Source organism: Psittacicella hinzii, from assembly GCF_003585885.1.
In the GTDB taxonomy this organism is placed as follows: domain Bacteria; phylum Pseudomonadota; class Gammaproteobacteria; order Enterobacterales; family Psittacicellaceae; genus Psittacicella.
In genome coordinates this window covers 1-16241 of sequence record NZ_NRHC01000060.1, presented here as the reverse complement: position 1 = coordinate 16241, position 16241 = coordinate 1, and the positions used below count along the sequence as shown (strand labels likewise).

At 35.1% G+C, this 16241-nt stretch carries 9 protein-coding genes; all 9 read right to left on the bottom strand.

The window, feature by feature from the left end:
* Nucleotides 1-1380 precede the first annotated feature (1380 nt).
* A complete protein-coding gene (locus tag CKF54_RS05095) occupies nt 1381-3405 on the bottom strand; it encodes a BCCT family transporter (protein WP_119525282.1) in 2025 nt (674 codons plus the stop codon).
* Between the two features lie 1704 nt (nt 3406-5109).
* Nucleotides 5110-5844 carry a biotin/lipoate A/B protein ligase family protein gene (locus CKF54_RS05085; RefSeq protein WP_119525280.1) on the bottom strand — a complete coding sequence of 245 codons (735 nt, stop codon included), beginning with the start codon at nt 5842-5844 and terminating at the stop codon, nt 5110-5112.
* A gap of 345 nt (nt 5845-6189) precedes the next feature.
* Nucleotides 6190-6495: a biotin/lipoyl-containing protein gene (locus CKF54_RS05080; RefSeq protein WP_119525279.1), complete on the bottom strand. Its 306-nt coding sequence runs from the start codon at nt 6493-6495 to the stop codon at nt 6190-6192.
* Nucleotides 6496-6536: 41 nt separating this feature from the next.
* The gene (locus CKF54_RS05075; RefSeq protein WP_119525278.1) at nt 6537-7541 is read right to left on the bottom strand and encodes an alpha-ketoacid dehydrogenase subunit beta; all 1005 of its coding nucleotides are present in this window, start codon (nt 7539-7541) and stop codon (nt 6537-6539) included.
* Nucleotides 7542-7553: 12 nt separating this feature from the next.
* A complete protein-coding gene (locus CKF54_RS05070; RefSeq protein ID WP_119525277.1) occupies nt 7554-8525 on the bottom strand; it encodes a thiamine pyrophosphate-dependent dehydrogenase E1 component subunit alpha in 972 nt (323 codons plus the stop codon).
* Nucleotides 8526-10368: 1843 nt separating this feature from the next.
* Nucleotides 10369-10665, bottom strand: a complete 297-nt coding sequence (locus tag CKF54_RS05065) for a hypothetical protein (RefSeq protein ID WP_119525276.1) — start codon at nt 10663-10665, stop codon at nt 10369-10371.
* 1704 nt (nt 10666-12369) lie between these two features.
* Nucleotides 12370-13308, bottom strand: coding sequence for a carbohydrate kinase family protein (locus CKF54_RS05060; protein WP_119525275.1), 939 nt, complete (start codon nt 13306-13308; stop codon nt 12370-12372).
* Between the two features lie 549 nt (nt 13309-13857).
* A complete protein-coding gene (locus tag CKF54_RS05055) occupies nt 13858-14826 on the bottom strand; it encodes a carbohydrate kinase family protein (RefSeq protein ID WP_119525274.1) in 969 nt (322 codons plus the stop codon).
* A 621-nt stretch (nt 14827-15447) separates the two neighbouring features.
* The coding region (locus CKF54_RS08150; RefSeq protein ID WP_222987525.1) for a hypothetical protein at nt 15448-16241 on the bottom strand (794 nt) is incomplete at its 5' end.

Genomic DNA, 16241 nt, shown 5'->3' with positions numbered 1-16241 from the left:
TTCTAGTTTCTAGTTTCTAGTTGGATTATTTTACAAAAAATTTTAGAAGTTGGTTCAAAAATAAAAATATTTGCAATTTATTTTCAAAAAATTTAAAAATTTTTGAAAAAATATTTGACCACTTTTATAACTCAAGACAAATTTATAAATCCTCTAGTGTTATTTATCGTTTGGAAGTTGTTTTCTTTGGACTAAAAAACATTTTACCCCCTAAACTCTCTAACTTTTGGCTATATTCCGTAAGTTAACGCTAATACCTCTTTACCCCCACTCTCTAGAAAAAAGGTATAGCGATGAATAAGCTAAACTTATCAATCCCACTACTAAAAAACCGGTTTTCTCTAGACAATGTCAACTTTTTTGCTTTAATTTACTTGAAAATAAATTTTTCGGCATTATATCTTAGGTACAAATAGCAAGAGATAAAATTTAGTTGAACTTCTGCTTTACTGCGGATATACTAGCTTTTATTAATTTCAAAAATGTTTAATGCCAAGAACATTTTTAAAATTTAAACAACCTAGTTTAAATCTTTTTCAGCAAATATAAGGATTGCTATTAACTAAATACAGAATTCCTTTTATATAATTTATTTATATATTGGTGTATATTTATCTATCTATTCATTTTTAATAGAATCTTTATATTTTTACCAACCTTAACCTAGAGAGGTATGCCAGCTCTCGAATTAAGGGAATGAGATTTATCTAATAGTTTACTCTTGCAGCTTCATAAAGTAGTTTGAGAGTCTACTTTGGCTAGTTAGTAGCATGCCAGTACTAACTACCCCTTTAGCTGCCACTAAAGGTAATGAAGTTAAAGTTGTAAATATTATTCATATTAAAATTCATGTCGTGCATTATGTCTAATAATGCTCTTTATTAAGTATTTATCCCGAGATTGCGAAGTCTCGGGATTTTTTACATTATTCGTTTGTTTAAATCAACAACTTAGATCATAGGTTTAAATCATTGGCATCATTGCCATATTTTCCTTTAACCTATCAATACGTACCTATACTCACCTATGCGTACCTTAAGCTATCCTATCCCCTAAATACGTAACTGCACAGCCCTAAATACGTAAGCGTACACTCCTTTAAATGCGTAACTGTATTGTCTCCCAAATGCGTAACTGTACTGCCTACCAAATGTTTAGCAGTCTTGAGATGTACCCTATAAGGAAAACCACACAAACGCTTACCTACTACACCTTAACCTTTATTTTTATGGTTTCACCTTTCCACAGCTCCCTGAAACTTTTACTTCCCTCACCCCTAACTTCTAGGCATGAAAAAAGACAGTTGGTAAACACCAACTGTCCCGATAACATTAACAACAATATTTTCCGTTAATATTTAATTGTCGTTAGAGAGATCTGTTACTCCGCTAGATCTGTTTGCTCATGCGAAACGAAATCTTTAGCGTCTGTTGAAATCGTTGTTAAGTAACGTTCATAGTGAGTAAGAATATCAGCGATTAACTCATCTTTACTCATGTATTGAACATCGTAGCCTTGACGTCCATCAAAGAAGAATGTTTCAGGTTTCCAAGTGTGACTGTGTTGTACAAAACCTAATTGACCATCTTGAATTAATTGTTCATCCTCTTCATAAACATTAACTCTAATGCCATAGGTAAAGTCACGGAAGTTATCTTTGTGGATAACAAATGAAATCTCTGGGTTTTCTCCACTAAAGTCTTTTTGGATATCTACAGAAACATCATGAGTTTTTACTAATTCTTGCTCTAACTCACGCATTGCTGGGAATGCTACACGTTTTAAGAACTGTAAAGCATCTTTTTCTTGGCTTTGCGTTAATAGTTGCTCTAAACGATCACGCCATGTGCTTGCTTTCCAAGCTGGAGTTTTTGCTTCTGTTGCTTCGAAGTATCTCTTGTCGGTTGCTAAACCTTTCCATAAGCTAATACACATAATTAATAGTAAAGCGGTAAATGGTAAAGCAACTACTAGGGTCATAGTTTGTAAAGCACCTAGACCACCAGTACCTAGTAATACTACTGAAATAATTACAATTGTTAAACCAAACATAACTGCTTGCCATTTTGGTGCAGCTAGAGATTTATCACGTGAAGCAAAGTTATTTAATACGTAGATACCTGAATCGGCAGACGTAATAAAGAATAATGAAATTAGTACTAGTGACAGAATACTAGTTACCGTAGGTAATGGTAAGTATTCAAAGAACTTAAATAGTAAGATCTCTGGACGACCAGTTAGTTCTCCTAATGCACCATTTGCCACGTGTGTTTCAATCCATAATGCACTATCACCAAATACGGTAAACCATAGTACACAGAATAAACTTGGTACAGCTAGTACCCCGAAGATAAACTCACGGATTGTACGACCACGTGAGATACGCGCGATAAATAAACCTACAAACGGTGACCAAGCTGCCCACCAAGACCAATAGAATACAGTCCAACCAGTGAACCAACCTGAATTAGCACTATCATAAGCAAATGCTTTAAAGCTTAAATCAACTACGCTACTTAAGTAAGTACCTAAGTTATCACTAAATGCGTATAGTATGTATAACGTAGGACCTACGCAAAGGATAAAGATTAACAGAATTAATGCTAAAACTAAGTTAATCTCAGAAAGGATTTTAACCCCTTTACCTACCCCACTTACTGCAGAAGTAATTGCAATTGCCATTACTACCACAATAATCATTACTTGAGCAATATAACCATCATCTGGAATTAAACCAATTTGTTTTAACCCCGCACCTACTTGCATTGCTCCAAAACCAAGAGTAGTAATAATACCGAACATGGTTGAGATTAACGCAAATACGTCAATGATGTCACCAAGTTTACCATTGATCTTGTCTTTTAATAGAGGGTAGAAACAAGATCTTAATGATAGAGGTAGTTTGTAACGGAAACCAAAGTAAGCTAAAGCTAAGGCAATAATACCATACACTGCCCAAGCGTGAATACCCCAGTGGAAGAATGTTTGTAACATTGCTTCTTGAGCTCTTTGCTCAGTTGAACCGGTGGTAATGCTTGAGTGGAAGTGAGTTAAAGGCTCTGCTACTCCGAAGAACATAATACCAACACCCATACCAGCAGCAAATAGCATCGCCATCCATGAGTGGAATTTAAATTCTGGTTCTTCGTCCTGTGCACCTAGTTTTATATTACCTACACTACTAAAACATAGTACTAGTAAAAAACCAACAAACACAGAGAAAGCTAGAACATAAAACCAGCTCCAGTTTGCAAAAATCGAAGCCTGTGCCCAACTTAATAAGTTACTAACTTGAGTTGGCAAGGCAATTGTCGTTACAACTAACGCGAGCACTAAAACCATCGTAATTGTAATTACGGTTGGGTTAAAAGAAGACACGCGTCTAATAAAGTTTGCCAAAGACAAAACAAAACTCCCTTTAATTATTAATGTCTGATTTACCTGCTCTTACACGGCATATCGCCTGTAAGAGACTGCCCGGTAAGAGCAGATAATAATTTGAGATACAAACATTTAGAGGCAGCCCTAGCAACCTCCAAATATACCTCCATGATATCATAGGTTGGGTAGTTAGTCAAATTAGCGACCTCAAAAAGCAAGAAAATACACTAATTTAGATCTTAGAATTGCTTGAGGATTTTTCTAATTTTTGCACTAATAAACCCGCACTTATGGGAGTTTACCAAGGGAGAGGAAAAGCAACAAGTAACAAGTGTGGATAAATAAAATAGCAATAATACACACAATAATATTGTGGTTATTTTGCAGAAATATTTGACCACTTTGACCATAATTTAAAGCTTAAAAACTTTGCTAATGCTTTAAGAGATTCACCTACCTACAGAGAGGGGTTAATTCATAGATTGCAGCTGGGGTTAAAATATGTATAACTAAGCAACGCCTAGAAGAATAGCTCAAAGCTCAAAATCCAGACATGCAAAAACCCATCTAGTTTAAGTTATTCAACTTACGCTAGATGGGTTTTAACAGTTGCTTAAGCAACAACAATCACAATCATTTTGCATAAAATTAATCCTTCTCTAAATTAAAGTAACTTGGTTACTAATAAAGGATTGTGGTTAATCTCCGTTTATAGTTCCTATGTTTGAATGTTTTATGATTTAAGTTTGTAGTTGTCTCTATAAAAAGTTGGTTAGGCTTTTTTGTATACCTTGAGTAACACTTGGGTAGCACTTGAGTAGCAGTTATTGGTTATGGTTATTATGGTTATTTAGTATGCAATCAGTGGTTAGTTGATCAATACGTTACTACCTACTACCTTAAGATACTTAAGAAACTAAGGGATACTAAGAGAAAGTTTTTAGTTCTTTGGTTAGGAGAACTGGATATATTATTTGCTTGCTTGTAAGAAAAAAATTGGTTAGATTTTTCCTTTCTTGGTTAGGGAAAGGTAATTCTTACAAGTTAATCTCATTTAACTTACACAGTTAAAATAAATGACAAACAGTAAGTTAAGTAAAAAATGCTCCTTGATTAGATTGAGCTTAGTAAAAAATAAAGCATATTTTTAATTAACTTAACTATTTCTCGCCTTATGTGTATATTTTAACTTAAAAAAATTACCTTTGCCAAAAGTTACCTCGAGGTAACCAAGAAGTACCAATTTTATAAAATTGGCAATTTTTAAAGAAAATATTTTATTTTTACAAGCAAGTAATTGATAAATAACAACTCTTAATTTAATTTTATTTAAACTTTTACCTATCAAAAAATAAATTATATCCATACAAAGAACTAAACTAATCTCTTTAAAGCACCATTTTTGTAACTCAAAAATGACATTTTTTAAATAAAAAATTTAAATTTTTTTCAAAAACTAAGAATTTCTTAATCTTTTTTCAGAAATTTTTATTTAAAATTTTATTGATAGGTAAAAAATAAATAAACCCATACGATGAGTAAGTGATTATTTACTCCTTAGATTACTTAGCTGGTTACTTAGCTGGTTACTTAGCTGGTTACTTAGCTGGTTACCTAACTCATTGCTCACAGCTACTTAGTTAGTAGCTTATTGGTTACATAGCTGTATATTTTCTTCACCCAATTCAACCTAGTAACATTCCTTTCTAATCCAAAAGCTAGCCAATACTAAACTTCACAGTATTGCGTTTCTACAAACTCGACAAAATCTTCGTAGATCTCTTCAGCACTGCGATCTACCCATTCATTAACCGTAGTTGTCTTTTCAACGAGATATCTAGTTTCAGTTCCTAAAGCCTCTTCGAACTGATTAGTTAAAGCTGTTAGGTAAGCACTATCGCCAACTAACAGTAACGCATGGGAAAGTACAGCATATAAGTTCTCACCAGCTTTTTGCCATTTTTGTGCCGTACCAACTATCTTTTTACCTTGCACGGCAAGGTTATATTTCCCATCACAAAATGATCCCTCAACTGCTTGGGCATTAGCTTCAATACCGTATCCGGCTAAAAAGTCAGCAATTAATTTACATAGTAGTTCATACTGTGCATGAGCTACATTCAGCGGGTGTTCAGTCTCAACCAAATAAACTAAATGTAAATTTATTACTTCCGGAGTTGCAGGAACTACCCCACCTCCCGATGTTCGCGTAAATACTTTAAAATTATCTTGTGCTAAAAGATCAGCTTGTACTTGCTGGAAGTTAGCAAAACGTTGTTGATAACCATGAGGGACAACTACTCCTTTTTCTCCACTGTGAATAAGACAGTAAGCTCTCTTATCATTTATACACCAGTCCAGTAGTTGCTCTTCAGCTTCTTGCCAACCTAATTCTTGATAAGGAAAATCTTCAGGGTCGAGTAAAGTAAAAGTTGGTAAAGTTAAGGAAGTCGATAATTGCATAAAGCTCCTCTAAGTTTTGATGATTACGCTATTGCGTTATGTTGTGCTATACACTATTGCGTTATGTTGTGCTATACCTATTGCATTATGTACTATACGTTACTGTGCTACATGCTATACGTTATTTGCACTACTAACTAATATCTTAGCACTAAAAGCACTGCACAAAGTAAATTCCCCCTATAGTCAAGCTATAGGGGGAATTGAACGGTATAAGTTATTCTCTTTGTCTAGCCAGCTGCATACCAACAATGGAGGTCCAAGTTGAGGTCTGTCTGTGTTAGTTACGTTTACGTCCACTGTTGTGTTAGCTAGCTAGAGGTTGAAGTTTAACTTAATAAGTTGCTATTCGGCAACTTCTGGTACATAAGTGCGCACAAACTCTGCAATTTCTGCGTCACTTACATCTGCAGGAGCTATCACCCCTATTAAAGCCTGCACAGGTAAAGTTTCCCCTACTTGTGCTACTTTTAAACGAAATAATCCAGCATCTGGTGCTTCGTAAACATTGGAAATCTTATCAGTCCCAATTTCTGCAATTGGAGTACCTACTGAGATTTGGTCACCCTCGTTAACTAACCAAGCATCGATAACGCCTTCTTCCATAGTTAGTCCCCATTTTGGCATTACAACTGGAATAATTTTTGACATAAAGTATCCTTAATTAAAATATTTGTGTGATGGTTAAGAGATTAAGCTAGAGTTCTGCGAGCAGCTTCAACAATTTTTGCAGCTGACGGTAAGTAAGCTTTTTCTAGTGGAGCAGAGAAAGGTACTGGAGTATGTGGAGGACATACCATTTCAATTGCACCTTTGAGGTATTTGAAGCGATTTTGTCCTACTTGCGCAGCAACATCAGTTGCGATATTACAACGAGGACTTGCTTCGTCTACTACCACTAGGCGACCAGTTTTCTCTACTGACTGATAAACTGTATCAATATCTAGTGGAGAAAGGGTACGTAAGTCAATTACTTCTGCAGACACTCCTTCTTTTTCTAGGATCTTCGCAGCTTCCACACATTGGTGTACCATTAAGCCGTAAGTAACAAAAGTAACATCTGTACCTTGACGTAAAACATTTGCTTTACCTAGCTCAATCACAAAGTCAACTGCAGGTACTTCTTCACGCATACCATATAGAGCTTTGTGCTCACAGAAGATTACTGGGTCATTATCACGAATTGAAGCAGCTAATAAACCTTTTGCTTCTGCAGGAGAAGAAGGACATACAACTTTTAAGCCAGGGATATGAGTAAACACCGGTGTTAACATTTGACTATGCTGTGCTGCTGCACTAAAACCAGCTCCTACTAAAGCACGGATAGTTACTGGAGTTTGTGCTTTACCACCAAACATGTAACGGAATTTAGCAGCTTGGTTTAGGATCTGATCAAAACACACCCCCATAAAGTCAATAAACATTAACTCTGCTACTGGACGCATACCACAAGCTGCTGCCCCGATAGCGGCACCTATGTATGCTGATTCTGATAAAGGTGCATCAAGTAAGCGATCACCGTATTTGCCGTAAAGACCTTTAGTTGCCCCTAGTACGCCACCCCATGCGTCTTTTTCGCCTTGGGTACCCATACCACCAACGATATCCTCACCGATCATAATTACATTTGGATCGCGAGCCATTTCTTGGTCAATTGCTTGATTGATAGCTTGTTTAAAAGTAATTCTATTTTGCATAAAACAAATCCTTTAATAATTTACGTAAACATCTGTTAATAACTCTTCTACTGCTGGAAGAGGAGCTTCTTTTGCTTCAACAACAGAACGTTCAATTAAGTCTTTTACTTCTTGATCAATTGCTTCTAGTTCTTCACTAGTTAGTAAGTCTTCACAAACTACACGAGAAACAAATAGTTGTAAGCAGTCATGATTTGCACGAAGCTCATCAATCTCACCTTTTGCTCGATAAGTTTGCGCATCACCTTCAAAGTGACCATAGAAACGATTTGTTTTACACTCAATAAATGCAGGACCTTCACCACGACGTGCACGTTCAATTAATTCACCTACAGCTTTGTGCACTGCAAAGAAGTCATTACCATCTACTTCAACCGAATGGATACCAAAGCTTTTTGCACGCTCTACAAATGACTCTGCAGCTGTTGCATAGTCGCGTCCAGTAGATTCTGCATAACCATTATTCTCTAACACAAAGATAACTGGTAGTTTCCAAATAGCAGCAAGGTTTAAACTTTCTAATACCGTACCTTGGTTTGCTGCCCCGTCACCGCAGAAAGTAACACCCACAGCACCATTACCACGGTATTTTGCAGCTAAAGCTGCACCGCAAATTAGTGGAGCACCAGCACCTAGAATACCGTTAGCGCCCATCATACCTTTGGAGAGGTCAGCAATGTGCATTGAACCACCTTTACCATGACAGACGCCATCGTAACGACCATAGATTTCTTTCATCATGCCGATTACATCTACACCTTTGGCTATACAGTGACCATGTCCACGGTGGGTACTTGCAATACGATCTTCATCGTTTAAATGTTGCATTACGCCTACAGCTACTGCCTCTTCACCAGCATAAAGGTGCACAAATCCCGGAATGTTACCACGAGAGAAATCTAAGTGAAGTCTATCTTCAAACTCACGGATTGTACGCATTTTGCGGTAAACATCTAAAAGTTCACTTTTAGTTAAATTAGTCATTTAGTCGCCTCCTTGACGAGTTAAAAGAGCAAAAATACAAAATCGAGTTCTCTATTTTTGCTTGGGGTGATAGTTTATACAAAGAAAAAGAGGTACTGAGCAAATGCTTAGTACCTCTACCGTATAAACTCAAATCAATAAGATAAATTTTTTTTAAAAATATCTACCCTACCGATGTTTAAAAAATCGGATATAGACTAAAAGTAAATTGTTAGTATATTTAACCTCTCGTGTTCCTTTCAACTTTAGTGATAGTTGTGTCAACTACCCTATTACTATATGCTTAATAACTGTTAGCTAACTATAAAGCTACTAATTTGCTCTTAGTTAGGTAGTTAGATTTAGTTAGATCTTAAACAGATTTTAAACAGATCTTAGTTAAATCTTAATTAGATCTTAAATCATTAATGTAATTAGTAGAGAAGAAAGAAAACCTAGAACCCACTACCAACAAATTGTTAGTAGCAAGTCCTAAAAGTATAAGTAGTCCAGATAACTAGAATAGTAAACAACTTAGTTCAATTAAAAACTCAATGAGTTACTTAATCTCACTAAAGCTAACTAACTATAGAATAACTAATAACTATAGGGTTACCAAACTAGTTTAATTTGTCATTTTAGCCATGTGTAATATTTACATTTGGCTTTATTGATTAGCATTTAATCAATAATCAGTTTCTATAATGCTAAGTTAAGCGTCTGTTTGTTGCCGTTGGTTACAGCAGGTTGCAACTGATTGCAATTGTTTCAATTAGTTGGCAAAAAGCTTTAAGCTAGAAAATCTTCTTTTTTACTAGAGTTTAATTTACATGACAAACACTTTTCTAGCCTAAAACTAAATAACATCAGAGCTTAATAACTACACATTATGTAGAATACGGGAGTTTGAACAATGGTTAAGTATGCTTGTACACTTACTTGTACTTAAAGGCGTACTTTCAATGTGTACCATCTATATTGTTCAAAGTTGCTTAAAGTCAGTTGTGTCTAAACAAGGTTATACCTAAAGTAGCAAGAAAGAATTTGAGAAAAGCTGATCTTTGTCCAAAACAAAATGATTTCTTGTAAAGTTTAAATTTATAAAGGAAGGGGGGAATTTAGACTTTACCCTTTTTCTCTAATTCTATCCAACTCTATCTAAATACTTCTTTGCTTGTGAGTCCTAGTCTCACATGACTTAAGGTTTTTTCCTAATTGTTGGTTAGGGGGGAAGTCCTTTACTATCTTGAGTTGTTATCTTGATTTAACATCTTGATTTATTAGGTCAACTCTTTAGTTTTACAATGGTACCTAAATACCTAAGGTAAAACTCCCCCCATGCGTTAAATAAGCAAACAGGCATAACATTATCTTTGTAGATTTTCTCAAAGCATTTAAGCATGGGGAGGAAAGAGGAGACTATCATGATTTAATCAAACAACAAAATAATAAAGGAGACACACATAACTGTAAGCAATTATGGTTTGGTTACTTTGTCAGTTAACTATCATCTTGATAGTATTGTCTTCTAAAAGTAAATTGAAGTTAATTAGTCTCTATCCAAAATCTCTACCTGAAACTGTATCTAAATCTATACCTAAAACTAGGTCTTAATCTAGATCTCAATCTCTACCTAAATCTAGATCTCAACCTAAAAATGGTAAAGAGTAATAATTAACTTGAATTTAATCTTAGAAATCCAAAAATGTAAAAACAAACCTAAGAATGTAAAAGTAAAACAAATACCAGAGAGGGAGATTTCTAAGGTAGCTTAAAGCCACCTTAGAAATTAACTTACTTAAGCAACTATGACTAGAAAGGAGTAAAAAGCTAGTCTTTCTCCTTAAGTAATTGTAAGTGGAGGTTATTCATTTGAGAATACTACCAGAGCAACCAGTGAACCTAATAGAGTTAAAGCTACTAAGAGACCGGTAACCCCACGAGTTACATTTTTTACAATCGCGTCTTTTGCCATATGAGCGATACGGAAACGACGTTTTGCAGGTGGATGTTCATCCTCAAAGGAATTAATTGCTAAGCGACCATGAGATTTGAGTGAAAACTCATGTTCTAAAGATTCATCATTAACAACTTGTTCAGGAGTATATTCTTGCTCAAGTTTACGTGGATCCATAGATTGTTGTCTTCTGTCTAGCGCCATAGAAGCCTCCTTGCTAACTAAAGTTAGCTTTTTTAAGTGAGATGGTTGACCAGACCTAGTGTTTAGCTTATAAAGAGATAAATTTGGGATTTTAACTTGGCTAAGTACTTATATTTTTCTATCAATTTACTAGAGATAAACACTCATATAATTAACCTTTACTGATTAATAATCTAAAATTAAGTTAATTAATTGCTATGGTCATTACCCTACTACCTTTTACCTTTAACCAAGAAAACTAACCTAGGTAAGTTCGATTTCCTGCCAAAGGTAAATAAGTAATAGAGAGGATTTTAGTAAGGACTTACTAAAAACTTACAAGTTAGCTGTGGTAAAAAATCTAGCTTTGCTGATTTTTTATTCGTATATTTTGATCTTTATTGCTCAAGGTTTGCTCACTTTTTGCTCATCTTTTACTTTTCTTCTGCTATGCTGAGCAGTTCTTTCTTCTTATAAACCTCTTCAATGAGCTTATCTAACTAGATGAAAGTTCATCTTTTTCTTTTTAGCTTACTAATTAAAATTTAATTAGCAACTAGAAGATAACTGTAGAGGAATGTAAAAAGAAGATAGAGAGCGATAATGGAGCTATAAAAGATTATTACAACTTATTACGAACACTAACTTAATAAACACAAGTTAACTTAACAACTATAAAATTTATTTTTTGAGACATTAATAACTTATCGGAGAATAATTCAACTAAAGCAGTAAGTTAACTTAATGATAGATTATTAATTTTTTTAATTATTTTCCTTTTTCTATATTTTTATTATAGAGTGATAAAAATAAAAATTAATTAGACAATTACAAAAAGTTGTCACGCGTCACATTTTTATGCAAATCTTAGATAAAAATTAACTTTATTCCCTTAGTAATTAGTAAGCCTATTATGGCTTTTTTGCAAAAAAGCCATTTACAAAGAGAAATTTTCTTTTACCACTTAAGACCTTTTTCTTCAAAATTATGTGAAGAAAAATCTTACCAAACCAAACCTTAACCTAATGGTTTGTTTGCACCTACGCCTCTTCAAATCTACCTATCCCACTAGCTCCACTGCCCTAAATCTCCCGATCCTATCAGCTTATCTGCCTCTTTCCATAGGCTCCTATACTTTTTGCTACAGGTATATCTACTAGCGTATCTACTAGTTACTCCGCTTCCAAAAAACATAAAGCTCTTAAAAAAATCCCTTAAACAGTTAATCCCATTAGCTATTTAAAATAAAAAATTAAATTAACTGTTTAAGGGTGTACTTTTGCTAACAAATTGTTTAAACATCAATTTTTCTAATTGACCTTTAAATTAAAAAGTAAATTCCTTTTACTCTAACCAGATGTATCTAGTCTTCAACATCTTCATCTAGTCTTCAACATCTTATTAAAGGAATTCTGTACTATTAGGGGATTCTGGATTTACGTGTTATTAGGGGGATTTGTTCACGTATTATTAGGGAGTAAAGAGAGTAATCCCTGATTTACGTATTATTTAGAGGAATTTCTTCCGTACTTACCATCTTACTAATTAAAAGAAATTATGCGTTTAAATATTAGCGACGAGGATTAGGTATTACCAGACGAAGATTAAGTATTACCAGAGAAATAAAGTCAGCGCTCCACTTCTCCATCTCAATCGCCTAGCTCTCCATCTTGATCATCTTCCTTGCCTAGCTCTCCACCTCTACTTTTGAAGCAGGCTAACAATCTACTTCTGTAACAAGCTTAGAACCTCGTTAAAACTAGGAATGGCTTGACGTACTCCTCGTCGTTGTACAGCTAAGCCAGCTGTTAAAGAAGCTAGCTTACAGCAGTTTTCTAAGCTAAGCTCTTGTGCTAAACCGTAGCAAAATGCTCCGTGGAAAATGTCTCCAGCGCCTGTAGTGTCAACCGGTTGCTTAACTTTGAGAGGCGAATAATATTTTATTTCAGGGTCATCACCCTCTAAATAGATACCACCTTTGTCACCTAGGGTAACTATTGCTACTCCAGCAGGAGAGATACTTTCTTTGATTTTGCGAAGAATTGCAGGATAGTTTTCTGGAATTACTTTGTAATGCGTTACTCTTTCGGCATATTGTGATGAAGTAATTGCATAGTCAACATAAGGTAGGAGAGGCGTCATCTGTGGTCTAACTACACAGGCGTCCATTACAACTATTTTGTTGTCCAACCCTTTAATTAAGTAAGAAGAGAGTTCAGGTTCATAACCATCTACCAGAACTATATGCGTTTCATCACTTTGATTAAGTTGATTAAGTAAACCATCTAAACGCATATAATCAAGTGCTTTTAAATTGCGAGGTCCATTGTTACTATGAGTAACAATGGTACGAGCACCTGTATCACTACTTACCCAAACCGTTGCTAGAGGAGTTACTTGCTGGTCATTACAGATAATAAAGTCTGTGTTAACACCAGCTTCTTTTAAATCCTTGCTTATACGTTTACCATAGTTATCGTTTTTTAAGCAAGTAACTAGGTAAGTTTCTAAATCCCAATGTGCTGTTAGATAGGCAACGTTGGCGGCACAGCCTCCGCCACTTGCAAAGAAAGTATGAGCGTAAGTCCTTTCATCTTCTTCTATGATCTTTTCTACAAAGAAAAACTCATCTTGACATGCTAAACCGATACTTATAATGGCCATAGATTACCCCTTTAGAAATTCATTGTTACGCAAATGTAAATTAAATGGGGCAAGTATAGCTACTTCCCGCAAGTTATATCTCGGTTAGTTGATTAATTACAACCAACCTAAGTAAAATTTTTATTAGGCAAAACTTCAACTAGCTCGGAATAAAAGCCAACAAAAACACGATAAAATCTAGCTCTGGCGCTAACTCCGCTAATTTATTTTTGACTATTCTTATTATATGAAGAAAAAGATGAAGAAATAACAAAGATATAAACTTTTTTCTGCTTTTGTTGCACGTATCACACTATAGATGAGCTTTATAAGAAAAATGAAAATTTACGATCATTTTTTACTTCATAGGTAAGCACAACAACTAGCCAAATAACTTGACTTCATAGCAATGAGAAAAATAGCAAACTAGCGTTTATCTTGGATTGCTACAGCTACTTAGCTACACAGCAACTTAGCAACTTAGCAACTGATTGTTGCTAGAACGCAAAAAGTGGTAGGTTATTACACCTACCACTTTTTTAATGATTAACAAATTAGTTAGATTAACAATTAGTTAATTGTATCTAATGCTTTAACTGGGATTAATTTTCTGTTGTAAGCATCAAGAACATCTTCAATTTCAGGAATTGCATTACGCACACCTTGTTTTTGGATCTTGATTGCAGAAGTTAAAGCAGCAACACGAACAATCTTAGTTAAGTCCCAACCTTGCGCTACCCCATAGCAGAATGCACCGTGGAAAATGTCACCCGCACCAGTAGTATCTACTGCGCGCACATCATACGCAGGGTAAGCGTGCATTAAACCATCTTCTAGGTAAACACCACCTCGCTCACCTAAAGTGATTACTGGTTTGTTACCTGGAGCACATAGTCTTTGCATTTCTTCTAAAGCACGAGCAAAGTTACCAATGTGTAAATCATCTTCATTGATTAGTTTTTGGGCAAACTCTTCTGAAGCTACACAGTAATCTACGTGTTTTAATAATTCAATAACTGGTTCACGCACTGCATCAGCGTCAATTACAACTACTTTATTTTTTACACGTGGAATAAAGTATTTACTGATTTCTAATTCATGACCATCAAGAAGAATAATGTGTTGTTCATCTTGTGCATTTAATTTATCTGCTAACTGATTTAACAGCTCATAATCTTCTGTATTTAAAACTTTGTCACCATTGTTTTTATGAGTAACAATAGTACGAGCAGCTGTTTCTGCACTTACCCAAACAGCTGATAAAGGAGATACTTGATTATCGTTCATAATCACGTAGCTAGTATCTACACCAATATCATTATGCTCTTGATTAATCTTGCGACCATAAATGTCGTCTTTTAATGTTGTTAAAATGTAGGTTGGCGTTTTCCATTTACCTGTTACATAAGCAGCGTTACCTGCAGGACCACCACCTGATTCTAAAAATTGCGTTGAGAAAGTTTTTACGTTCTCAGCAGGAGTACGCTCTACAAAGAAAAATTGATCGTAACATGATAAACCGATATGTACAATTGCCATACTAAATAGCCTCAATGTTCTAATATAAACTCTAATTTGTTGAGAGTAGTTTTACACAGCTGTTTAAGTTTAATAAACTTGTTAGCACTAGGAAATCAACTATCTCTTCCAAATTAGTTTAATCTCCCTGTAAAGATAATCCACTGCAGAGGTATTACCTCATTTTTAGCGAGCTTTCTCAAGCTTTGCTAGTCCCTAGTAAATTCTTATTCACCACTCTCATTTTTACCCCTTAATTATACTAAAAAAGAGAAAATTACTATAGTTTTTCTTAGCAAGAAAGCAAAGAAAATTCACATTAGGGACTAGTGCAATAGAATTACTTTCCAAGAGAAAGAATTTTACTCAAGAGAATTCCCACCAAGAGAAAGAATTTTGTAACAATACCCAAGGGAGCAATTCTTGCAACCTTCAGCGAATCTTGCTCCAGAATCCCATCAGCCCCATCAGTATCAGCAGTATCAGCAGCACCATCAGTATCAGCAGTATCTCTTCTATTTTTACGTGGGGTTAATTTTACCCAAAAATAAAGGCAGGCTATAAAGCCCGCCTTTATTTTGTATAAATGGTAATTTCAACTTAACTTGAACTTACACACTATGAACTTGTTAGTCTCAAGAACTACTTAGCTTTTTTACCACTGTGACGAGGTAATGTAGTTCTTTGGTAACCTGGAACTAGTTCACAAGCTTGAGTGAATGCCTCACGATCTGCTCCGTTGATTCCGTATTTCTCGATAATCTCTAGAGTAGTTAGGTTCTGCATATCTGACTCAGTTACACCGTATTTCACGTAAACATTATCAATTGTTACATAACATGTAGATAATTGAACGTTTTGCGCTGAAACTGAAGTCGCTTCACCTGTTGGTAGCGGAGTATCGTGTACTTCTACATCCGCGAAACCAGAACGTTGGATTTCATCAGAAGCTTCGTCTTCTAACCAGTCATCTAGGTTTAGATCAATTACGATGTCATCAGCAACATCAGCTGAAGCATTGTTAATCGTTAAGCCAGGGTTATCATTCTTAACAGTTCTAGTTCTAACTTCATCACCGTTCACAATTGGGTTAGTTTCAATTGTACCAGTATTTCTACTGAAGTCAGTTGGTTCACCTGTTAGAGATACGTTACCTGAAATGTTCAGGTTGTTACCTGTAAAGGTATTCGAACCATTAGCGTCAACCGTTAAGTTCACTGTATCGAAGTTATTGTTGGTAATTGTTGAGTTACCATCAGTTGCGTTAGTGTGGATGTTACCAGCTGATAGGTTAGAGTTATTCATATTGATCTCTTTACCGCTGATATCAATTGCCACATTTGCAGTGATATTTGTACCTTCAATATTTGTAGAACCATTTGGTGACGTAATTGTTACGTTATCTGCAGCAGTTACGTTAGTACCGTTACCTAAGT